Annotated in this window: 17 protein-coding genes; 10 read left to right on the top strand and 7 right to left on the bottom strand. The window is 68.9% G+C overall.

The window, feature by feature from the left end; translation table 11 throughout:
* Nucleotides 1–56: 56 nt before the first annotated feature.
* Both ACFVDI_RS20315 and ACFVDI_RS20320 read right to left on the bottom strand, forming a co-directional pair.
* On the bottom strand, nt 57–1,340 hold the full coding sequence (locus tag ACFVDI_RS20315; protein WP_378909113.1) for a pyridine nucleotide-disulfide oxidoreductase: 1,284 nt from the start codon (nt 1,338–1,340) through the stop codon (nt 57–59).
* Nucleotides 1,341–1,400: 60 nt separating this feature from the next.
* A complete protein-coding gene (locus ACFVDI_RS20320) occupies nt 1,401–2,435 on the bottom strand; it encodes a LacI family DNA-binding transcriptional regulator (protein WP_378909118.1) in 1,035 nt (344 codons plus the stop codon).
* Between the two features lie 177 nt (nt 2,436–2,612).
* On the opposite strand from ACFVDI_RS20320, the gene ACFVDI_RS20325 reads away from it, so the two are divergent.
* From ACFVDI_RS20325 to ACFVDI_RS20370, 10 genes are all read left to right on the top strand, one after another.
* Nucleotides 2,613–6,596, top strand: coding sequence for a GH92 family glycosyl hydrolase (locus ACFVDI_RS20325; RefSeq protein ID WP_378909122.1), 3,984 nt, complete (start codon nt 2,613–2,615; stop codon nt 6,594–6,596).
* A 103-nt stretch (nt 6,597–6,699) separates the two neighbouring features.
* On the top strand, nt 6,700–8,769 hold the full coding sequence (gene uvrC, locus ACFVDI_RS20330; protein ID WP_378909125.1) for an excinuclease ABC subunit UvrC: 2,070 nt from the start codon (nt 6,700–6,702) through the stop codon (nt 8,767–8,769).
* Nucleotides 8,770–8,772: 3 nt separating this feature from the next.
* Entirely contained in the window at nt 8,773–9,639 is an 867-nt protein-coding gene (gene rapZ, locus ACFVDI_RS20335; RefSeq protein WP_378909129.1) for an RNase adapter RapZ, read from the top strand.
* A gap of 2 nt (nt 9,640–9,641) precedes the next feature.
* A complete protein-coding gene (gene yvcK / locus ACFVDI_RS20340) occupies nt 9,642–10,622 on the top strand; it encodes a uridine diphosphate-N-acetylglucosamine-binding protein YvcK (protein WP_378909132.1) in 981 nt (326 codons plus the stop codon).
* Nucleotides 10,623–10,682: 60 nt separating this feature from the next.
* Nucleotides 10,683–11,669, top strand: coding sequence for a DNA-binding protein WhiA (gene whiA / locus ACFVDI_RS20345; RefSeq protein WP_165111064.1), 987 nt, complete (start codon nt 10,683–10,685; stop codon nt 11,667–11,669).
* A gap of 272 nt (nt 11,670–11,941) precedes the next feature.
* Nucleotides 11,942–12,940 (top strand): type I glyceraldehyde-3-phosphate dehydrogenase, encoded by a 999-nt coding sequence (gene gap / locus ACFVDI_RS20350; RefSeq protein ID WP_378909143.1) that lies wholly within the window; start codon nt 11,942–11,944, stop codon nt 12,938–12,940.
* A gap of 38 nt (nt 12,941–12,978) precedes the next feature.
* Nucleotides 12,979–14,202: a phosphoglycerate kinase gene (locus ACFVDI_RS20355; RefSeq protein WP_378909146.1), complete on the top strand. Its 1,224-nt coding sequence runs from the start codon at nt 12,979–12,981 to the stop codon at nt 14,200–14,202.
* Nucleotides 14,202–15,011: a triose-phosphate isomerase gene (tpiA, locus tag ACFVDI_RS20360; protein ID WP_378909149.1), complete on the top strand. Its 810-nt coding sequence runs from the start codon at nt 14,202–14,204 to the stop codon at nt 15,009–15,011. The genes ACFVDI_RS20355 and tpiA overlap by 1 nt, the downstream gene beginning before the upstream one ends.
* A gap of 30 nt (nt 15,012–15,041) precedes the next feature.
* Nucleotides 15,042–15,272: a preprotein translocase subunit SecG gene (gene secG / locus ACFVDI_RS20365; RefSeq protein ID WP_008357155.1), complete on the top strand. Its 231-nt coding sequence runs from the start codon at nt 15,042–15,044 to the stop codon at nt 15,270–15,272.
* Between the two features lie 131 nt (nt 15,273–15,403).
* Nucleotides 15,404–15,763: an RNA polymerase-binding protein RbpA gene (locus ACFVDI_RS20370; protein WP_008357153.1), complete on the top strand. Its 360-nt coding sequence runs from the start codon at nt 15,404–15,406 to the stop codon at nt 15,761–15,763.
* A gap of 128 nt (nt 15,764–15,891) precedes the next feature.
* Here the strand turns inward: ACFVDI_RS20370 and ACFVDI_RS20375 are convergent, their stop codons facing one another.
* From ACFVDI_RS20375 to tal, 5 genes are all read right to left on the bottom strand, one after another.
* Nucleotides 15,892–16,860, bottom strand: coding sequence for a type IV toxin-antitoxin system AbiEi family antitoxin domain-containing protein (locus tag ACFVDI_RS20375; RefSeq protein ID WP_378909154.1), 969 nt, complete (start codon nt 16,858–16,860; stop codon nt 15,892–15,894).
* A 173-nt stretch (nt 16,861–17,033) separates the two neighbouring features.
* Nucleotides 17,034–18,218 (bottom strand): endonuclease, encoded by a 1,185-nt coding sequence (locus ACFVDI_RS20380; RefSeq protein ID WP_378909160.1) that lies wholly within the window; start codon nt 18,216–18,218, stop codon nt 17,034–17,036.
* A 148-nt stretch (nt 18,219–18,366) separates the two neighbouring features.
* The gene (pgl, locus tag ACFVDI_RS20385) at nt 18,367–19,110 is read right to left on the bottom strand and encodes a 6-phosphogluconolactonase (RefSeq protein WP_378909164.1); all 744 of its coding nucleotides are present in this window, start codon (nt 19,108–19,110) and stop codon (nt 18,367–18,369) included.
* Nucleotides 19,107–20,762 (bottom strand): glucose-6-phosphate isomerase, encoded by a 1,656-nt coding sequence (gene pgi / locus ACFVDI_RS20390; RefSeq protein WP_378909167.1) that lies wholly within the window; start codon nt 20,760–20,762, stop codon nt 19,107–19,109. Before pgi ends, pgl begins: the two co-directional genes overlap by 4 nt.
* Nucleotides 20,762–21,865, bottom strand: a complete 1,104-nt coding sequence (gene tal, locus ACFVDI_RS20395) for a transaldolase (RefSeq protein WP_378909170.1) — start codon at nt 21,863–21,865, stop codon at nt 20,762–20,764. The genes pgi and tal overlap by 1 nt, the downstream gene beginning before the upstream one ends.
* Nucleotides 21,866–21,867 lie beyond the last annotated feature (2 nt).

Genomic DNA, 21,867 nt, shown 5'->3' on the forward strand with positions numbered 1-21,867 from the left:
CGTACGTGACGTCTCGACCGACCGGAGCGACGTCTCGGCAGAGGCCCCTCGACGGATCAGGTCCGCGCGAGCGCCTGTGCCCGCCACAGCTCGTCGCGCGGCGAGCGTCGTCGGCTGAGGCGGGTATCGAGGAGCACCCTTGCCTCGTCCCAGCGGTCGGCACGGAGCAGGGCGGCGATGCGAGCCTCCTCGATGATCTCCCGCTGCGCGTCGGAGCCGCCGAGCCGGCGGATCGAGGGCGCGAGCGCGGCGAGCCGGTCGGCGGCGGCGGAGTTCTCGTCGCGGGCCATCAGGCCCAGCGCTTCGGCGAGCGGGGCGACGACGGTGGCCATCGTCGGGTGTACGTGCCCGGCAGCCCACGACCTCAGCTCGTCGAGCGCGCCGGCGTCGCCGGTGGCGAGGTGGGTGACCGCGGTGTGCATGGCCAGGAACGGTGTGGCGGGCCGGATCATCGTCTCGCGGCCGGTGACGCGTACGACCTCGGCGATGTCGGGGACGTCGTGTGCGCCCGGAGTGAGGGCCCAACGGAACAGCAGCGAGCCGGAGTCGACCAGGGCCCGGCAGCCCAGCGCACGGCCGGGCTGGAGCTGGGTCTCGTAGCGGCGGCGTACGGCGTCCAGGTCGCCGAGCGAGAGCTCGTGGAGCGCGGCGTGCCACACGAAGTGAGAGAGCGAGTCGATCTCGGCGCCGTCGCCGAGCACCCACGACGACATCCAGGAGAGGCCGGCCTCGTGGTCGCCGGTCTCGTAGTGCGCGTGCGCGCGGGCATGGGCGGAGTGGCCGGCGCCGGGCTCCACCGCCAGCGAGGCACAGGAGAGCGACATCGCGTCGTCGAAGCGGCGCTGCTCCTGACGTACGAAAGCCAGGAGGCCGGCGAACCACCAGTCGTCGCCGTAGGCGGGCGCCGCGCGCTCCACGATCGCCCACGCCTCCTCGGGCACCTCGGTGGCCCCGGCGAAGGTGATGGTCGGAACCGCGGTCGACAGGAGCAGCGCGTCACGCGGGAAAGCGGCCAGATGGTCGATCAGCGGCCGCGGGTCGCCGCCGATGTGGGCATCGATCGCGTGGACGTGGCTGCGCTCCCGCTCGGTCGCTCGTTGGGCGTGGAGCCGGGCCTGCCGCAGGCGCGCGTCGACGTCGACCGGGGCGCACATCTCGTGTCCGAGCAGGGCGAGCGCGGCGTGGCCGAGCGCGAAGGTCGGGTCCAGGACGATCGCGGCCGCGAACGAGGAAAGCGCGCCGTCACGCAGGCGAAGCACGTCGAGCAGCCCCTGGGAGTAGGCCAGGGCGGCTTCGTCACTGGTGGTCAGCGCGTATCCGTAGCGGTCACGACAAGGCACATAACCATACTAGGCCACTAGACTTTAAAACCCAGGGTGGAGCGGCTGATTTCCCCAGACTCAGGGAGCGGAGAGCTCTCCGGAGCCACGGGGGATCAGTCGGGTGCCGACGGTGACCGTCTGGGGTGGTCCCGCGGTGTCGCCCGCGATCCGCTGGAAGAGCAGTCGCGCGGCGGCAGCGCCCATGGCGCCGGGATCCTGTGCCACGACGGTGAGCCCGGGTTGGAGGAGGTCCCCGAGCTCGACGTCGTCGAACCCGACCAGGGCCAACCGTGTCGAGCGCCGGGCGAGCTCGCGCAGCACGCTGACGGTGGTGCGGCTGTTGCCGCACAGCAGCGCGGTCGCCGGCGACGGTCCGGCGAGGAGCCGGTCTAGTGCGGCGGCGGTCGAGGCGGGCGACGGTGGTGCCTGGGTGACGAGCTCCTCGTCGAAGGCGATCGCGGCGGACTCCAGCGCCTCGCGGTAGCCGCGCAGCCGCTCGCCGGCGGTGTAGATCTCGGGCGCGTCGCCGATGAAGCCGATGCGGCGGTGCCCGTGGGAGAGCAGGTGCTCCACTCCGCGCCGGCTGCCACCGAGATTGTCGGTGAGGATCATGTCGGCCTCGATGTCGCCGGGCGGGCGGTCGACGAACACCACCGGGATCCCTGCCTGCATCTCAGGGAGGAGATAGGAGTGGCTCGTGCCTGCCGGCACGATGATCAGGCCGTCGACGCGTCGCTCGCAGAACGCAAGCGCTAGCTCGCGCTCCCGGTCGGCGTCCTCGGCGGACGACCCGGCGAACACCATCGTCCCGTGCTCGCGGGCGACGTCCTCGACGGCACGCGACAGGATCGAGTAGAACGGGTCGGCGACGTCCTCGAGCAGCAGCCCTACGGTGCCGGACCGTCCCTGCCGGAGGTCGCGGGCGCTGGCGTTGCGCCGGAAGCCGAGCTGGGCGATCGACTCGAGCACCGACGCCCGGAGGTCGTCGTTGACGTTGGACTCGCCGTTGACCACGCGCGACACGGTCTTCAGGCTCACCCCGGCAGCCGCCGCGACATCCTTCATGGTCGGGCGGCGCTGCTGACGGGTCTGGTCGGACGGGGGTGATGCCACGTGCTCAGCGTAGACGTAGATCTGAGCGTGACAACGATGTCCCGACACATCTCGCATATTGATCCAGATCACGCCAGCGAGCGAAACCTGCCGCACAAAACCTTCACAAACGCGTTGACAACGTTGTCATCCCACGGTTCCATCTGGGGTGGCCCCCATGTGAAGGAGATCACACCGATGCACCGTTGGGACTCACCACCCAGAACCCGAGGCCGGGCTGCCCGCCTGGCCGCGATGATCGCCGCCACCGCGGCACTGATGGTCGGGACGAGCGGCACCGCACCCGCGTTCGCGACCCCTGAGGCCCCCGAGCCGTCCGCGCCGAAGAGCGACACCGCCGACCCCCAGGGGGCCGCGGAGGGCGGTGACTGGGAGACCTCCTTCGAGGAGGACGACCCACAGCCGACCTGGGCCGATCTCGTCGACACCGACGAGGACGGCAACGCCCGCACCGAAGGGGTCGCCGGACCCGACGCCTTCGGCATCCCCGGCGACATCTCCGAGCACATCACCGGCGTGACCGCCAGCGGCGAGAACACCGGCTCCGGTGAGGGCGCGGCCGAGCTCGTCGACGGCGACATCAACACCAAGTGGCTCACCTTCGCGGCGACCGGCTGGGTGCAGATCCGGCTCGACCAGCCCGTCAAGGTCGTCAGGTACGCCCTCACCTCCGCCAACGACGCGGCCGAGCGTGACCCGAAGGACTGGGTCATCCAGGGATCCACCGACGGCCAGACCTGGACGACGGTCGACACCCGCACCGGCCAGTCCTGGGACGAGCGCTTCCAGACGCGTGAGTTCGAGATCGCCTCCCCGCAGGCCTACTCCCACTACCGCATCGACATCTCCGCCAACCAGGGCGGCGGGATCATCCAGCTCGCCGAGTGGCAGCTCTCCGACGGCTCCGAGCCACCGCCGCCGCTGAAGAACATGACCAGCCACCCCGACGACGGCCCCGCCTCGGCGTACGCCGCGAAGTCGAAGGTCGGTTTCACCGGGGTGCACGCCTTCGAGTACGCCGGCAAGATCACGGCCGACAAGGGCCACTCCTACAACCGCGTCTTCGACGTCGACATCCCGGTCGGCAAGGAGACCGAGCTGTCCTACCTGGTCTTCCCGGAGTTCATCGACGGCGACCTGAGCTACCCGAGCACCTACACGGCGGTCGACCTGGCCTTCACCGACGGCACCCTGCTCTCCGAGCTGGGCGCGCTCGATGCGCAGGGCTACGTACTGTCGCCGAAGGGTCAGGGCGAGTCGAAGTCGCTCTACACCAACCAGTGGAACAAGAAGACCTCCGTCATCGGCGAGGTCGCGGCGGGCAGGACGATCGACCGCATCCTGGTCGCCGTCGACGCGCCGAGCGGCCCGACGAAGTTCCGTGGCTGGTACGACGACATCGCGATCACGGCCTCCCCGGAGGAGCCGCAGATCACCAGCAGCGTGGACTACGCCGTCACGACCCGTGGCACCCAGTCCAGCGGCAGCTTCTCGCGGGGCAACAACATCCCGGCCACCGCGGTCCCGCACGGCTTCAACTTCTGGGCGCCGATGACCAACGCCGGCTCGCTGTCCTGGTTCTACCGCTACCACCAGGACAACGACGCTCAGAACCGGACCAGCCTGCAGGCGCTGACGCTGAGCCATGAGACCAGCCCGTGGATGGGTGACCGGCAGACCTTCCAGGTGATGCCGTCCTCCGCCGAGGGCGTTCCCGACCCGGGCCGCAAGGCACGCGCACTCACCTTCGAGCACGACAACGAGACCGCCCGGCCCTACTACTACAAGGTCGGCTTCGACAACGGTCAGAGCGCCGAGATCGCCCCGACCGACCACGCCGCCGTGTTCCGGTTCACCTACCCCGGCGACTCCGCGCGGCTGGTGTTCGACAACGTCAACAACAACGGCGGGCTGACCCTCGACCCGGCCGCGGGCACCCTGCAGGGCTTCACCGACACCCGCAGCGGCCTGTCCAACGGCGCCACCCGGATGTACGTCTACGCGACCTTCGACCAGCCCGTCATCGGCGGGGGCAAGTACGCCACCGGCGAACGCCCCGACGTCCAGGGCCATCTCGCGTTCGACGCCGGCACGGACCGCACGGTGACGATGCGCATCGCCACCAGCCTGATCGGCATCGACCAGGCGAAGAGGAACCTCGAGCTCGAGGTCGCCGACGACTCCTTCGACACGGTCAAGGAGAGGGCGAAGGCGCTGTGGCAGGACAAGCTCGACGTCCTCGACATCGAGGGGGCGACCAAGGACCAGAAGACGACCGTCTACTCCAACCTCGCCCGCCTGTTCCTCTACCCCAACTCGGGCCATGAGAACACCGGCACCGAGGACGCGCCGGTGTGGAAGCACGCCGTGCAGTCCACCTCCGGTGACACCAACCCGCCGGGCACCACGCCCACCCACACCGGGGCAGACGTCGTGGACGGCAAGGTCTATGTGAACAACGGCTTCTGGGACACCTACCGCACCACCTGGGCGGCGTACTCGCTCCTGGAGCCGAGCCAGGCCGCTGAGATGGTCAACGGCTTCGTGCAGCAGTACAAGGACAACGGCTGGATCTCGCGCTGGTCCTCCCCGGGCTACGCCAACCTGATGACCGGGACCAGCTCGGACGTCTCCTTCGCCGACGCGTACGTCAAGGGTGTCGAGGGCATCGACGCGGAGGCCGCCTACGCGGCCGCCGTGAAGAATGCCACGGTCCGTCCACCGGGCTCCGCGACCAACTCCAACGTCGGCCGCAAGGGCATGCAGACCTCGGTCTTCCTCGGCTACACGCCCGCTGCTGTGAGCGAGGGTGTGTCCTGGGGGCTCGAGGGCTACATCAACGACTACGGCATCGGGAACATGGCCGCGAAGCTCGCCGAGCGTGACGGGATCTCCTCGGCGGAGCGGAAGCGACTGCGGGAGGAGTCGGAGTACTTCCTCGGCCGGGCCCGCAACTACGTCAACACCTTCGACACCAAGGTGGGCTTCTTCCAGGGCCGCAACGCCGACGGCACCTTCAAGAAGTCGCCGGCGGACTACAACCCGCTGGTGTGGGGCAGCGACCACGACTACACCGAGACCAATGGCTGGAACTTCGCCTTCCACACCCCGCAGGACGGCCAGGGCCTGGCCAACCTCTACGGCGGTCGCGGCGGGCTCGCGAAGAAGCTGGACACCTTCTTCGCGACCCCGGAGACGGGGGAGTACCCGGGCTCCTACGGCGGCATCATCCACGAGATCCGTGAGGCCCGTGACGTACGCATGGGGCAGTGGGGCTTCTCCAACCAGGTCAGCCACCACATCCCGTGGATGTACACCTACACCGGCCAGCCCTGGAAGACGCAGGAGATCGTTCGCGAGACCCTGCGCCGGATGTACACCGGCTCCGAGATCGGGCAGGGCTACGCCGGTGACGAGGACAACGGCGAGACCTCGGCGTGGCACCTGTTCGCCTCTCTCGGCCTCTACCCGCTCCAGATGGGCAGCGAGAACCTCGTGCTCGGCTCGCCGCTGTTCACCGAGGCCACCCTCCACCTCGAGGGCGGCAAGGACCTGGTGATCAAGGCGCCCGACAACTCCACGGAGAACATCTACGTGCAGGGCGTCACCATCGACGGCAAGGCCTGGGACAAGACGTACGTCTCCCACAAGGAGCTCGCCGACGGCGGCACCATCGAGTTCGACATGGGCTCGAAGCCGTCGCGCTGGGGCACTTCGGCGAGCTCGGTGCCGCCGTCGCTGACCACCGGCTCGGAGCCGGCCAGGCCGATCGCGGACAAGTCGGGTGCCGGCAAGGGCACGGTCACGGCCAGCGGGAACGACGGCGAGACGCTGGTCGACAACGACTCCGGGACGCAGACGACCGTGGCCGGCGACGGCTGGGTGGAGTACCGGTTCTCCGGGACCAAGGTGCCGGTGTCGTTCTACACCCTCACCAACGGCGCCGACGGCCGCTCGCCGAGCGGCTGGGTCGTCAAGGGGTCCAACGACGGCACCGACTGGAAGGTCCTCGACCAGCGCTCGGGCGAGACGTTCGAGTGGCAGCAGGCCACCCGTCCGTTCAAGCTCGAGTCGGAGTCGAGGTTCAACCGGATCCGGATCGAGTTCACCGGGTCGGCCGCGGAGCCGATCACGCTCTCGGAGGTGGAGCTGCTGGGCTGACGCCTGCTCGACGGCACGACGATGCCCGGCCGGATCCATCCGGCCGGGCATCGCCCGTCCTGCCTGCAACGGGACTGTCGGTGCCCGCTACTAGGGTTGGTACGTGCCCGATCCGCAGAGCTATCGCCCCAAAGCTGGAGACATCCCCACCCAGCCCGGGGTCTACCGGTTCCGCGACCCCAAGGGGCGGGTGATCTATGTCGGCAAGGCGATCAACCTGCGCCAGCGGCTCGCGAACTACTTCCAGCCGATCCCGTCGCTGCACCCCCGCACGGCGACGATGGTCACCACCGCGGCCAGCGTCGAGTGGACCACGGTCAACAACGACATCGAGGCCCTCCAGCTCGAATACACCTGGATCAAGGAGTTCGACCCGCGGTTCAACGTCAAGTACCGCGACGACAAGTCCTACCCGTGGCTCGCGGTCACCGTCTCCGAGGAGTTCCCGCGGGTGATGGTCGGCCGCGGCGCCAAGCGCAAGGGCACCAGATACTTCGGCCCCTACGGCCACGCCTGGGCGATCCGCGAGACCGTCGACATCCTGCTGCGCGTCTTCCCGATGCGCTCGTGCAGCAATGGCGTCTTCAAGCGCTCCCAGCAGATCGGCCGCCCCTGCCTGCTCGGCTACATCGACAAGTGCACCGCGCCCTGCGTCGGCAACATCTCGCCCGAGGAGCACCGTGAGATCGTCGACGACTTCTGCGACTTCATGGCCGGCCACACGACGACCTTCACGAAGCGGATCGAGAAGGAGATGTACGCAGCGTCCGAGGCCCTCGACTTCGAGAAGGCCGCGCGGCTGCGTGACGACCTGGCCGCGATGCAGCGCGCCCTGGAGAAGCAGGCCGTGGTGCTCGGCGACGGTGCCGACGCCGACGTGATCGCCCTGGCCGAGGACCCGCTCGAGGTCGGTGTGCAGATCTTCTACGTACGCGGCGGCCGCATCAAGGGTCAGCGCGGCTGGGTCGCCGACCGGATGGACGACGCCGACACCGCCGGCCTGGTCGAGCACTTCCTGCTCCAGCTCTACGCCGGCGAGGCTGAGCTTGGTGAGGCGGGCTCGGCGATCCCGCGCGAGATCCTGGTCCCGGCGCTGCCGCCTGACCACGAGACCCTCGAGGAACTCCTCTCCGACGTCCGCAAGGCGAAGGTGCGGATCCGGGTCCCGCAGCGCGGCGACAAGAAGACCCTGCAGGAGACGGTGGCGAAGAACGCCGAGCAGGCCCTGGCGCTCCACAAGACCAAGCGGGCCAGCGACCTGACCACCCGCAACCGGGCGCTGGAGGAGATCCAGGAGGCGCTCGAGCTCGACGAGGTGCCGCTGCGGATCGAGTGCTACGACATCTCCCACCTGCAGGGCACCGAGATCGTGGCCAGCATGGTCGTCTTCGAGGACGGTCTGGCCCGCAAGTCGGAGTATCGCCGCTTCATCATCAAGGGCCAGGACGGCTCCGACGACGTCCGGGCGATGCACGAGGTGATCACCCGGCGGTTCAAGCGGCTGCTCGACGAGACGACCGGAGCGAGGCCGGACGGCGAGCTTGCTCGTCCGTCCGTGCCGAGCGAGGGAGTAAGCGCGCGAAGCGCGCAGCAGTCCACCTCGATCGTCTCGACGGAGGTCGAGGGGGCCAACGGGCCGATGCTGGTCGACCCGGAGACCGGCCGGCCCCGCAAGTTCGCCTACGCCCCGGGCCTGGTCGTCGTCGACGGCGGCGCGCCCCAGGTGGCGGCTGCCCAACGGGCGCTCGCCGAGCTCGGCATCGACGACATCCCGGTCGTCGGCCTGGCCAAGCGCCTGGAGGAGGTCTGGGTGCCGGACGAGGAGGACCCGGTGATCCTGCCGAGGTCCTCGGAAGGCCTCTATCTGCTGCAGCGGGTCCGTGACGAGGCGCACCGGTTCGCGATCACCCATCACCGCGGCCGCCGGTCGAAGTCGATGGTGGAGAGCCTGCTCGACGACGTGCCCGGGCTCGGCGAGGTGCGCCGCAAGACCCTGATGAAGCACTTCGGGTCGCTGAAGAAGCTCCGCGCCGCGACCGCCGAGGAGATCGCCCTGGTGCCCGGCATCGGCCGCGCCACCGCGACAGCGATCAAGACCGCTGTGGAGCAGACGGCGAGGAATGGCAAGGTTAGCGGCGTCAACGTCACCACCGGCGAGATCATCGAGGAGTAGGTCATGCAAAAGGGGGAGGTCGTCGTCATCACCGGCATGACCGGTGCCGGGCGGAGCACCGCCGCCAAGGAGCTGGAGGATCTCGGCTACTACGTCGTCGACAACCTGCCGCCGAGCCTGCTCCCGCAGGTCGTCGAGCGGGTCGACGCCGCCCGGGGCCCGGAGCAGCCCGTGGCGGTCGTGACCGACGTACGTTCGGGGTCGTTCTTCGCCGAGCTCGAGGAGATCGTGGCCAAGAAGGCCACCGGGCGGCGCACGACACTGGTCTTCCTCGACGCCGCCGACGACACGCTCGTGCGCCGGCAGGAGGCGGCCCGGCGGCCCCACCCGATGCAGCGGGGCAACGAGCGGCTGCTGGACGCGCTCGAGCGCGAGCGGGTGGTGCTGGCCAGCCTGCGCGGCGCCGCCGACCTGGTCATCGACACGACCCAGCTCAACGTGCACCAGCTCACCGCCCGGATCGCGGAGGCGTTCGGCACCCCGGAGCGGACGACCCTGAAGGTGTCGGTGGTGAGCTTCGGGTTCAAGTACGGGATCCCGGTCGACGCCGACTTCATGGCCGACATGCGGTTCCTGCCGAACCCTCACTGGGTTCCCGAGCTGAAGGACGGCAACGGACGCGACAATCCCGACGTCGCCGCCTATGTCTACTCACGCCCTGGTGCGGAGGAGTTCCTGAGCGGGTATGTTCCGGTGCTCATCGGCGTGACCAAGGGCTATCTCCACGAAGGAAAGAGGTTCATGCGCGTGGCAATCGGGTGCACGGGTGGCAAGCACCGCAGCGTGGCGATGGCTGAGGAGATCTCCAGGCGGCTGCGAGATGCCGGCCTGGACGCGAAGGCGATCCACCGAGACCTCGGGCGGGAGTGAGCGTGGCCGGGGCCGACCGACCCGGGGCAGATGCCCAGGCCGTCGTCGCCCTGGGGGGAGGGCACGGGCTGCATGCGTCGCTGAGCGCGCTGCGGCTGCTGGTCGACGACCTGACCGTCGACAAGCTCACCGCGATCGTGACGGTCGCCGACAACGGCGGCTCGAGCGGCCGGCTGCGTCGCGAGTTCGGCGTGCTGCCTCCCGGCGATCTGCGGATGGCGCTGGCCGCCCTGTGCGGCGCCGACCGCTGGGACGACACCTGGGCGCAGGTGCTGCAGCACCGCTTCGCCGGCGAGGGCGAGATGCGCGGCCACAACCTCGGCAACCTGCTCATCGTGGGCCTGTGGGAGCAGCTCGGCGACCATGTCGAGGCCCTCGACTGGGTGGGCCGCCTGCTGGGCGCCAAGGGCCGCGTCCTACCGATGGCGCTGGTGCCGATGGACATCGTCGCCGACGTACGCGGCCTGGTGCCGGGCTCTCCTGAAGCCCTCACCTCGGTGCAGGGTCAGGTCGAGGTCGCCAGCACCGACGGGATGATCGAGTCGATCCGGCTCATCCCCGACAACCCGCCGGCCGCCCCCGACGCGGTTGCGGCCATCCGCGAGGCGGAGTGGGTGTTCCTGGGCCCCGGCTCCTGGTTCACCTCGGTCCTGCCGCACCTGATGGTCCGTGCGCTGCGTGAGGCGCTGGTCGCGACCACCGCCAACATCGTCGTCGTGCTCAACCTCGGTGAGCAGCCGGGGGAGACGACCGGTTTCGGCCCCGCCGAGCACCTCTCGGTCCTCCTCGAGCACGCCCCCGACCTCCGCATCCACACCGTCCTCGTCGACTCCTCCCTCGACGGTCTCGACGAGCTGTCGAGGGTGGCCGAGAAGTGCGGTGCGCAGGTCGAGGTCGCCGACGTCGCCGTCGGCGACGGGACCCCTCGCCACGACCCGGAGCGGCTGGCGGCTGCGTACGCTCGGGTGATCGGGGCGGGCTAGCGCGACCTCTGAGGTGGAACCGATTCGAGGGTCGTTGACAACAATGAAAGACTCTCCCGCATGGCGATGACGGGACAGGTGAAGGCCGAGCTGGCCTCCACTCAGATCACCAAGACATGCTGCCGCAAGGCAGAGGTTGCCTCGACGTTGAGGTTCGCTGGGGGGATCCACATCGTGGCCGGCAGGATCGTGGTCGAGGCTGAGCTCGACACCGGTCTGGCGGCACGGAGGCTGAAGCGAGACATCGCCGACGTCTTCGGTCACGAGGCAGAGGTGGCTCTCATCCAGGCGAGCGGTCTTCGTAAGGGCAGCCGCTACATCGTGCGTGTGGTCAAGGACGGTGAGGCGCTGGCGCGCCAGACCGGCCTTCTCGACCAGCGCGGCCGGCCGGTGCGGGGTCTTCCACCTGCGGTCGTCTCGGGTGGGGCCTGCGACGCGGTCGCCGCCTGGCGCGGGGCGTTCCTGGCCCACGGCTCGCTGACCGAGCCGGGCCGCTCCTCCTCGATGGAGGTGACCTGCCCGGGCTCGGAGTCGGCCTTGGCCCTGGTTGGTGTCGCCCGTCGGATCGGCATCTCCGCCAAGCCCCGCGAGGTGCGCGGCGTGGACCGCGTCGTGATCCGTGACGGCGACGCGATCGGCCAGCTGCTGACCCGCCTCGGCGCCCACGAGTCGCTGATGGCCTGGGAGGAGCGCCGGATGCGCCGCGAGGTGCGCGCCACCGCCAACCGGCTGGCCAACTTCGACGACGCCAACCTGCGCCGTTCGGCGCGTGCCGCGGTCGCTGCCGGGGCTCGCGTCGAGCGCGCCCTGGAGATCCTCGGCGACGACATCCCCGACCATCTGCGCCAGGCCGGCAAGCTCCGTCTGGAGCACAAGCAGGCCTCGCTCGAGGAGCTCGGCCAGCTGCACGACCCGGTGCTGACCAAGGACGCCATCGCGGGCCGGATCCGCCGGCTGCTGGCGATGGCCGACAAGCGCGCCGAGGAGCTGGGCGTGCCCGACACCGAGGCCTCGCTGACAGCGGAGATGCTCGCCGAAGACGCCTAGGAACACCTTCACACTCTGAAAACGGCCCGAGCCCCTCGCCTATCCGAGGGGCTCGGGCCGTTTGGGCTGGCGGAGAATCAGGTGTGCGTCCTGCGTCGCCGAGTGCGTGCCCTGGCGGCGCAGGGGTACGCATGAGTCTCCGACGGCCCATTGCTACTCGTCCGTCTTTTGGAACGATCCAACCCAGTCTCCCGCTGTCCAGAGGCGCTGGGTAGTGTCGGCGTCAGCGGGTGATCCCGCGCACAATCTTTCGACGCGAACCAGGAGTCCACGTGACAGTTCGAGTAGGCATCAACGGGTTCGGCCGGATCGGCCGCAACTTCTTCCGCGCGGTGCGCGCCTCCGACCTCGACATCGAGATCGTCGGGGTCAACGACCTCAGCGACAACGCAACCCTCGCGACGCTGCTGAAGTTCGACTCGATCCTCGGCCCGCTCGGCGCCGACGTGTCCGCCACCGAGGACGCGATCGTCGTCGACGGCAAGGAGATCAAGGCGTACGCAGAGCGTGACCCGGCCAACCTCAAGTGGGCCGACCTCGGCGTCGACGTCGTGATCGAGTCCACCGGGTTCTTCACCGACGCGACCAAGGCCCGCGCCCACGTCGACAACGGCGGCGCCAAGAAGGTCATCATCTCCGCCCCGGCGAAGAACGAGGACGCCACCATCGTCCTCGGCGTCAACGAGGACGTCTACGACCCCGAGGCCCACACGGTCATCTCCAACGCGTCCTGCACCACCAACTGCCTGGCGCCGTTGGCGAAGGCGCTGCACGAGGGCATCGGCATCAACCAGGGCCTGATGACCACGGTGCATGCCTACACGGCCGACCAGAACCTGCAGGACAACATCCACAAGGACCTGCGTCGTGCTCGCGCGGCCGCGCTCAACGTGGTGCCCACCTCGACCGGTGCCGCCAAGGCGATCGGCCTGGTGCTGCCGGAGCTGAAGGGCAAGCTCGACGGCTACGCGCTGCGTGTGCCGGTGCCGACCGGCTCGATCGTCGACCTCTCCTTCGAGGCCTCGCGCGAGACCTCGGTCGAGGAGATCAACTCGATCATGGAGAAGGCCGCCGACGGGAAGTACCTCGTCTACTCGACCGACCCGATCGTCTCCTCCGACATCGTGACCAACCCGGCGTCCTCGATCTTCGACGCTCCGCTGACGAAGGTGATCGGCAACCAGGTCAAGGTCGCGGCGTGGTACGACAACGAGTGGGGCTACTCCAACAGGCTCGGTGACCTGGTGGCGTACGTTGGCGCGAGCCTGTGACCCAGCGGCGCTCGCCACAGGTTAGTGTCTAGCCCGTTATGTCTCTGAATCTCACGCAGCTCATCGAGCAGGGAGTCGCGGGCAAGCGAGTTCTCGTGCGCTCCGACCTCAACGTCCCGCTGGAAGGCACCACGATCACCGACGACGGTCGGATCCGTGCCTCGGTGCCCACGATCAAGGCGCTGGCCGACGCCGGTGCCAGGGTCGTGGTGGTCGCCCACCTCGGTCGCCCCAAGGGTGAGCCGGACCCGGCCTACTCGCTGGCGCCGGTGGCGAAGCGCCTCGGCGAGCTGCTCGGTGCCGAGGTCGCCTTCGCGACCGACACCGTCGGCGACTCGGCCAGCGCGGTCGTGGGCGGCCTCGGCGACGGCCAGGTGGCCCTGCTGGAGAACGTACGCTTCAACGCCGGTGAGACCAGCAAGGACGACATCGAGCGGGCGACCTTCGCCGCCGAGCTCGCCGCCCTGGCAGACGCATTCGTCTCCGACGGCTTCGGCGTGGTCCACCGCAAGCAGGCCTCGGTCTACGACGTGGCCAAGCTGCTCCCGAGCGCCCAGGGCGACCTGGTGGCCGCCGAGATCGAGGTGCTCAAGCGACTCACCGAGACCCCGGAGCGCCCCTATGTGGTCGTCCTCGGCGGTTCGAAGGTCTCCGACAAGCTCGGCGTGATCGACAACCTGCTCGGCAAGGCCGACAAGCTGCTCATCGGTGGCGGCATGGTCTTCACCTTCCTCAAGGCGCAGGGCTACGAGGTCGGTCAGTCGCTGCTCGAGGAAGACCAGATCCTCACCGTGCTCGGCTACCTCGAGCGGGCCGAGGAGATCGGCGTCGAGATCCTGCTGCCGACCGATGTCGTGGTCGCTGACTCCTTCGGCGACGAGGCTTCTGCCCGCGTGGTCGCCGCCAACGCGATCCCGGCCGAGTCCCTCGGGCTCGACATCGGCCCGGAGTCGGCCCAGACCTATGCGGCCGCTCTCGAGGGCGCCAAGACCGTCTTCTGGAACGGCCCGATGGGCGTCTTCGAGCAGGCCGCGTTCGCCGAGGGCACCCGCACGGTTGCCCAGGCGCTCACCACGGTCGACGGCCTCTCGGTCGTCGGCGGCGGTGACTCGGCCGCGGCGATCCGCCAGCTCGGGTTCGCCGACGACCAGTTCGGCCACATCTCGACCGGTGGCGGTGCCTCGCTCGAATACCTGGAGGGCAAGACCCTTCCGGGCGTCGCCGTGCTCGAGGAGACCACCGTGATCGGAGGGATCGGCTGATGGCGGCCAAGAAGCCGGCCGCGGGCCGCACCCCGCTCATCGCGGGCAACTGGAAGATGAACCTCAACCACCAAGAAGCGGTGGTGCTGGTCCAGAAGCTCGCCTGGACGCTCTCCGACAAGCGTCACGACTTCGGAGCCGTCGAGGTGGCGGTCTTCCCGCCGTTCACCGACATCCGTTCGGTGCAGACACTGGTCGACGGCGACAAGATGCGGATCACCTACGGTGCGCAGAACGTCTCGACCCACGAGTCCGGCGCCTACACCGGCGAGGTCTCGGCCTCGATGCTGGCCAAGCTCGGCTGCTCCTATGTGATCGTGGGCCATTCCGAGCGTCGTGAGCACTACGGCGAGACCGACGCGATCGTCGCCCAGAAGGCCAAGATCGCGCTCAAGCACAAGATCACCCCGATCGTCTGCGTCGGCGAGGGTCTCGAGATCCGTCAGGCCGGTAATCACCTCGACCACTGCACCGGCCAGGCCGAGGCCTCGCTGGCCGGTCTCACCGACGCCGAGGTCGCCGAGGTGGTGATCGCCTACGAGCCGGTCTGGGCGATCGGCACGGGGGAGACCGCCACCGCGCAGGACGCCCAGGAGGTCTGCGCCGGCATCCGCGAGCGGCTCGAGAAGGTCTACGGGGCCGAGGTCGCCGGCGGCGTACGCATCCTCTACGGCGGCTCCGTGAAGCCCAACAACGTGGCCGCGCTGATGCAGGAGAGCGACGTCGACGGTGCGCTCGTCGGCGGTGCGAGCCTCTCAGTGGAGGACTTCGCGGCGATCTCGCGCTACTACGACCTACCGGTGCTGTAGGTTTCAGGGCCTCTAGATAGGATTTCAGACGTGGAACTTCTCTTCACCATCATCCTGGTCATCGCGAGCGCGCTGATGATCCTGCTCGTGCTGCTCCACAAGGGACGCGGTGGCGGCCTCTCCGACATGTTCGGCGGGGGCGTCTCGAGCTCGCTGGGTGGATCCTCGGTCGTCGAGCGCAACCTCGACCGGCTCACCATCGGTATCGGTGTGATCTGGTTCGCCTGTGTGATCGCGCTCGGCCTGCTGATGGCCTACTGAAACATTCCCCTTCAGCGCACGCGCGATAGCGTCTAAACTCATTCGACGCTGGACGGAGATTTTGCCGTCCGATCCCCCAAAGTGGCCTCTCGGGGCTGCGAACTTAAGTTGAGAGAGGACACCGCAGCACCATGGCAGGTGGAGGGAACGCGATTCGGGGCTCCCGGGTCGGTGCTGGGCCGATGGGTGAGGCGGAGCGCGGCGAAGCTGCGCCGCGAAAGGCCGTCACCTACTTCTGCGCCAACGCACATCGCTCGGTCATCACCTTCGCCGTCGAGGCGACGCCACCGGACTCCTGGGACTGCCCCAAGTGCGGGCTCCCCGCGGGTCTCGACGAGGAGAACGCGCCCCCGGCGCCGAAGATCGAGCCTTACAAGACGCACCTCGCCTACGTGAAGGAGCGCCGCTCCGACGCCGAGGCCGAGGACATCCTGGAGGAGGCCATCGCCCTGCTCCGCTCCCGCCGCAAGTCCGGCGAGATCATCTTCTGAAACCCCCCGCCGAGTCGGCGCTTCTGCTCCACGCAGAAGCGCCGGCTCGGCGCATTTGTCCCGCCGGAGACGTCCGAGTCGGCTCGTCAGTCCCGTCTGAAGCGAACGAGTCGGCGCTACTGTCCCGTTCAGCTCGCCAGCCGTCCTCCGCGTCGGCGGAGCGCCCGATGGTGCAGTTGCCGGATGCGTACGTCGGCGTCGCCGGTCCGCGTGAAGATATCGCTCTTCGTGAACGCCTCGACCAGCCATCCCTCTCCGCACACCTCCAGGCGCCGTTCCCGGTCACGTACCTGCTGGCCGGGGGAGGAGTGCCACTCCGCGCCGTCGTACTCGACGGCGGCGAGGAGGTCTTCATTCGCCAGATCGAGACGGGCGACGAATTCTCCGGTCGCGGTGGAGACCTCGACCTGCGGCGTCATGGGGAACCGCGCTTGATGGCAGCGCAGAGCCAGCACCGCTTCTGGCGGTGACTCGAACCGGCCGTCCGCCAGCGGACCGATCGCGCGAAGCGTGGTGACCCATCGCTGACCGCGGAACTGCTCGATCCCCTCGATGAACTCCTCAGGCTCGTACGCACCGAGCCGGTGCATCATCGAGACTCCGGCGATCGCCTCGTCAGGCCAGCGGACGCGACCGAGATCCCAGGCCGTACGCAGCGCAGTGGTGACCCTCAGGCCGCCGATCTCGTCGATCTCGCTGTCCGCCACGTCGCGTTCGCCGCTGCTGACGATGTCGTTGCGAAGACGGCCGCGGCCGGACGGACGGAAGAACGAGAGTGGTCGAAGACTGATGTGCTCTCCAGGGGCGAGGATCATCTCGGCGCCGAGGAGCCAGCCGGCATGTCGGTCGACGACGATGCAGTCGGCGGGCGCGACCAGGCTCAAGCATGCAGCGCGAACGGCGAGAGAGTCGCCCGCCTCGGTGGCCAGATATACCCCCTTGATGGGGCGACGCACGAGGCCCTTCTCGAGAAGCGTGCCGAGCCGCCTCCGCGAGATTCCGGCTTCGCGGGCCATCTTGAAGGTGAACGGCTCGGTCGCCGGCAACGGGAAGGCGCTCCCGAGGCTTCCGCTGAACAGCATCTCGTCGATGTCCATGCGTCAGAGTCTGGGAGCGCGTCCTCGGATCGCGCCACCGGTCGTCGGCGGCCTGTGGAAAAGTCTGTGGACAAGATGGGGCTGATACGCCGACTCGACGAGTTCGAGCGGGACTGACGCGCCGAGTCGGCGCCTCTGCGTGGGACAGACGCGCCGACTCGGCGGGGGTTTGGTCAGCAGGATGCACCGAAGACGGACTGGGCGTACTCCGGGTGGTCGATGAACGGGTTCCGGTTGTGCTGGTAGGTCGAGTAGATCTTGTTGTTGCGCGCCTGCTCGGCGGTGGTGACGGGGTCGGCGCTGTGCCAGGCGAGGAGGACGCAGACCTTGCCGAGGTAGTTGGTCGAGCCGTTGATGGAGTTGTTGACCTCGAGGTCGGCGAAGCCGTCGTCGCCGTTGTAGCGCACGGCCATGTAGAGGATGCCGCGGGCCAGGTCGCCCTTGACGCTGTCGCGGGGCTCGAAGGAGTCGGCGTCGGTCCAGCAGTCGCTGCACTCCGCGACGGCCGACCCGCCGAGGTCGAAGTCCTTGCTGCCCCGGGTGGAGTTGACGGTGACGTCCTCGGGCCGCAGGTGGTGCACGTCGGTGCCAGGGCCGTTGCTGGTGCCGAAGTCGCCGTGGCTCTGTGGCCAGGTGTGCTCGCGGTTCCAGTTGTCGGCGTCGCCGCCGTTGTTGGTCTTCGGCGTGGACACGCCGGAGTAGAACTCGATCACGTTCGCCGAGTTGTTCGGGTCCTGGTCGAGCACCTTCAGCGCCTCCCACACCGCGCTGTAGGACATCGTGGTGTGGCCGTCGATGATGTTGTGCAACGCCGACTTCAGCGCCGAGCCGGACAGGCCTGCGGCGGAATCGTAGTAGCCCGCCGGGATGTTCGGGTCCGGCGTGGGGCTGGTGGTCGGGGTGGGGGTCGGGGTCGGCGTGGAGCCGGCGAACGCGAACGCGGTGGCGTTCTTGTGCCCAGGGTGGGAGAAGTAGGCCGTCAGGGTGCCGGTGACATCGATCTGGCGACCCTTCAGGGTCGGGTTGGAGCGCAGGCCCCAGGAGCTGCGGAAGGCGTCGGGGATCTGCACGTAGAGCATCTTGGACGTGCTGGTCTCCGAGGCCGAGTCGGCGATCGCGAGCGCGTAGTCGTTGGGATAGTTGCTGGTCACGACCGTGTTCGTCGCGGTGGGCTGGCCGACGACGTAGCCGCGCACCGTGGCTGTCGAGCCGTTCTGGGTGGCGATCGCCGTGGATACGGTGATCGTGGCCGCCTGGGCCGGGGCAGTCGTGATGACGACCGCCATGAAGCTCGCCAGGGCGAGGGCAACGAGGCTGGCCAGGGTGAGGCGCAGCCGCCGAGAGGCGCTGAAGGACATGCTCGGATGGTGGCAGTCGGCAGGTGCCCGCGGAACCCGCTGCGGGAAAGATTTACCTGCCGTTAGCAACATGGGTAACGGAGTTCCCGAGACATTTGCGCCGACTCGGCGCTCCTGGGTGGGACAGTCGCGCCGAGTCGGGAGGGGGTCAGAGCTTGGACGCGGCCGCGCGGTCCAGGAACCAGGTCGTCTCGTTGGTGCCGATGACGCCGGTGGCGGGGATCTCGCTGATCGGGGCGCCGGCATGGGCCTTGGCGACCGCCTCGGCCTTGCCTTCGCCGCTGACCAGGAACCAGACGGTCGAGGACCGTCGGAGGGCCTCGAAGGTGAAGGTGATCCGCTCGGGAGGGGGTTTGGGGGAGCCGGTGACGCCGACGGCGATCGCGCCCTTCGCCTCGAGCTGCGGGAAGCCGGGGAAGAGCGAGGCGATGTGGCCGTCGGGGCCGACGCCCAGCATCAGGATGTCGAAGCCGCCCGAGCCGTGGCTGCGTACGTCCTCGGAGAACCGCGCCGCGGCCTCATCGACGCTCAGGCCGGAGTCGGTGGCGGGCATCTCGTGGATGCGGTGGTCCGGGACACCGACGTCGGTCAGGAACGCGGCGCGGGCCTGACCGGCGTTGCGGTCGGGGGAGTCGGCGGCGACGTAGCGCTCGTCGCCGAAGAAGAACTCGACCGCGCCCCAGTCGACGCCCGACTCGGGTGCGAGGCGCGCGATCTCGCGGTGAATGGCCTCGGCGATGGTGCCGCCGGTGAGTCCGATGGTGGGTACGTCGCCGGCGGCCTGGAGGTCGGCGAGGCGGCTGAGGAACTCCCCGGCGACCGCCGTGGCCAGTGCCTCGGCGGTGTCGTGGACCTCGATGAGTGACTCGGGATGACCGTCGCGGGTCGTCACGTGCGCTTCTCTCTGTAGTAGGCGATGAGGGACTGGGTGGAGGTGTCCTGCTGCTCGGCGGTCTCGGTGTCACCGGAGACGGCCGGGCTGATCTGCAGGGCGAGCTGCTTGCCGAGCTCGACGCCCCACTGGTCGAAGGAATCGATGCCCCACACCACACCCTGGGTGAAGGTGATGTGCTCGTAGAGGGCGATCAGCTGACCCAGCACACCGGGGGTCAGCGACGGAGCCATGATCGACGTGGTCGGCCGGTTGCCGGAGAAGACCCGAGCGTTGACGATGTTCTCCGCGGTGCCCTCGGCGCGCACCTGCTCGGCGGTCTTGCCGAAGGCCAGCGCCTGGGTCTGGGCGAAGAAGTTGGCCAGGAACAGCTCGTGCACGTCGATGTCGCCGTCCGCGAGGGGATAGGCGGGGTTGGCGAACGCGATGAAGTCGGCCGGGATGACCCGCGTGCCCTGGTGGATCAGCTGGTAGAACGCGTGCTGGCCGTTGGTGCCGGGCTCGCCCCAGAAGACCTCACCGGTCGCCGAGGTGACCGCGGTGCCGTCCCAGCGCACCGACTTGCCGTTGGACTCCATGGTCAGCTGCTGCAGGTACGCAGGGAACCGGTGCAGCAGCTGGGAGTAGGGCAGCACGGCGTGGGTCTGAGCGTCGAAGAAGTTGACGTACCAGACGTTCAGGAGACCCATCAGCGCCGGCACGTTCCGCTCGAGCGGGGCCGTGCGGAAGTGCTCGTCGATCGCGTGGAACCCACCGAGGAACTCGGCGAAGGCCTCGGGCCCGACGGCGATCGCCAGCGAGGTGCCGATGGCGGAGTCGACGGAGTAGCGGCCGCCGACCCAGTCCCAGAAGCCGAAGGCGTTCTCCGGGTCGATCCCGAAGTTCGCGACCTTGTCCAGCGCCGTGGAGACGGCGACGAAGTGCTTCTTCACCGCGTCGGCGGCGTCCACGTCGTCGCCGAGGGCGTCGAGCAGCCACGAGCGCGCCAGGCGGGCGTTGGTCAGCGTCTCCAGCGTCGAGAAGGTCTTCGAGGAGACGATGAACAGCGTCGTCTCCGGATCGAGCCCCTTGAGCTTCATGCCCGCGTCGGTCGGGTCGATGTTGGAGATGAACCGGCACTCGATCTCGGGGTGGCGGAACGGCTCCAGCGCCTCGTAGGCCATCACCGGGCCCAGATCGGAGCCGCCGATGCCGATGTTGACGACCGTGCGGATCCGCTCGCCTGTGACGCCCTTCCACTCCCCGGACCGGACCCGGTCGGCGAAGGCGTAGACCTTCTTCAGGGTCTCGTGGACCGCGGGCACCACGTCGGTGCCGTCGACGGTGAGGGACGCGTCGGCGGGAAGCCGCAGGGCGGTGTGGAGCACCGCGCGGTCCTCGGTGACGTTGATGTGCTCGCCGGCGAGCATCGCGTCACGCCGCGCCTCCAGGCCGACCTGCTCGGCGAGTGCCAGCAGGTCGGCCAGGAGCTCGTCGGTGAGGAGGTTCTTGGAGAGGTCGACGTGGAGGTCGGCCGCCTCGAAGGTGAAGCGTGAGGCCCGGCCGGGATCGTCGGCGAACCACGAGCGCAGATCGGGCTCGAAGCCGGTCCGTCTCTCGGTGAGTGCCTTCCAAGCCTCCGTCGTCGTGGCGTCGACCGGGCCTCCGCTCACTACTTCACCGCCTCGATCTGGCCCTTGACGGTGTCGACGAGCTCGACCCAGGAGGCCTTGAACTTGTCCACGCCCTCGGTCTCCAGCACCTCGAAGACGTCGTCGAGGTCGACCCCGACCGAGCGCAGCGACTCGAAGACGGCGGCGGCCTCGGCGCCCTTGCCGGTGACGACGTCGCCCTTGACCTCACCGTGGTCGGCGAAGGCCTCCATGGTCTTCTCCGGCATGGTGTTGACCGTGTCGGCGACGACCAGGTCGGTGACGTAGAGGGTGTCGGGGTAGTCCGGGTTCTTGACACCGGTCGAGGCCCACAGCGGCCGCTGGGCGTTGGCGCCCTCACCGGCCAGCGCGGTCCAGCGCTCGGACTCGTGCACCTCCTCGAAGGCGGCGTACGCGGCGATGGCGTTGGCCACCGCGGCCTTGCCCAGCAGCGCGCTGGCCTCGGGGGTGCCGATGGCCTCGAGCCGCTTGTCGATCTCGGTGTCCACGCGGGAGACGAAGAACGAGGCGACGCTGCGGATGGAGGACAGGTCCTTGCCTGCGGCCTTGGCCTGCTCGAGACCGGTCAGGTAGGCGTCCATCACCGCCCGGTAGCGCTCGACCGAGAAGATCAGGGTCACGTTGACCGAGATGCCCTCGGCGATCACGGCGGTGATCGCCGGGAGGCCCTCGAGGGTTGCCGGGATCTTGATCAGCGCGTTGGGGCGGTCGACCTCGGCCCACAGCGCCTTGGCGGAGGCGATCGTCGCGTCGGTGTCGTTGGCCAGGGTCGGTTCGACCTCGATCGAGACCCGACCGTCGTCCTTGGTCGCCTCGGCGACCGGCGCGAGGATGTCGCAGGCGTTGCGTACGTCCCGGGTGGTGAGGCCGAAGATGATCTCGTCGACGTTCTTGCCCTCGGCCACCAGCGAGCGGAGCTGCTCGTCGTAGCGCTCGCCGTTGGCGATGGCGGCGGCGAAGATGGTCGGGTTGGTGGTCACCCCGACGACGGACTTCTCCTTGACGAGCTCGGCGAGGTTGCCGGTCTCGATCCGCTCGCGGGAGAGGTCGTCGAGCCAGATGGACACGCCGGCCTCGGCCAGCGCCTTGAGACGGTCAGACATAT

The organism is Nocardioides sp. NPDC057767, from assembly GCF_042798275.1.
Lineage (GTDB): Bacteria > Actinomycetota > Actinomycetes > Propionibacteriales > Nocardioidaceae > Nocardioides.

What these genes read in the sequence shown, in the direction of transcription:
- ACFVDI_RS20375 (WP_378909154.1), bottom strand. Translation starts at nt 16,860, where the DNA reads ATGGACATCGACGAGATGCTGTTCAGCGGAAGCCTCGGGAGCGCCTTC.
- tpiA (WP_378909149.1), top strand. Translation starts at nt 14,202, where the DNA reads ATGGCGGCCAAGAAGCCGGCCGCGGGCCGCACCCCGCTCATCGCGGGC.
- ACFVDI_RS20325 (WP_378909122.1), top strand. Translation starts at nt 2,613, where the DNA reads ATGCACCGTTGGGACTCACCACCCAGAACCCGAGGCCGGGCTGCCCGC.
- rapZ (WP_378909129.1), top strand. Translation starts at nt 8,773, where the DNA reads ATGCAAAAGGGGGAGGTCGTCGTCATCACCGGCATGACCGGTGCCGGG.
- ACFVDI_RS20380 (WP_378909160.1), bottom strand. Translation starts at nt 18,218, where the DNA reads ATGTCCTTCAGCGCCTCTCGGCGGCTGCGCCTCACCCTGGCCAGCCTC.
- ACFVDI_RS20370 (WP_008357153.1), top strand. Translation starts at nt 15,404, where the DNA reads ATGGCAGGTGGAGGGAACGCGATTCGGGGCTCCCGGGTCGGTGCTGGG.
- ACFVDI_RS20355 (WP_378909146.1), top strand. Translation starts at nt 12,979, where the DNA reads ATGTCTCTGAATCTCACGCAGCTCATCGAGCAGGGAGTCGCGGGCAAG.
- tal (WP_378909170.1), bottom strand. Translation starts at nt 21,865, where the DNA reads ATGTCTGACCGTCTCAAGGCGCTGGCCGAGGCCGGCGTGTCCATCTGG.
- whiA (WP_165111064.1), top strand. Translation starts at nt 10,683, where the DNA reads ATGGCGATGACGGGACAGGTGAAGGCCGAGCTGGCCTCCACTCAGATC.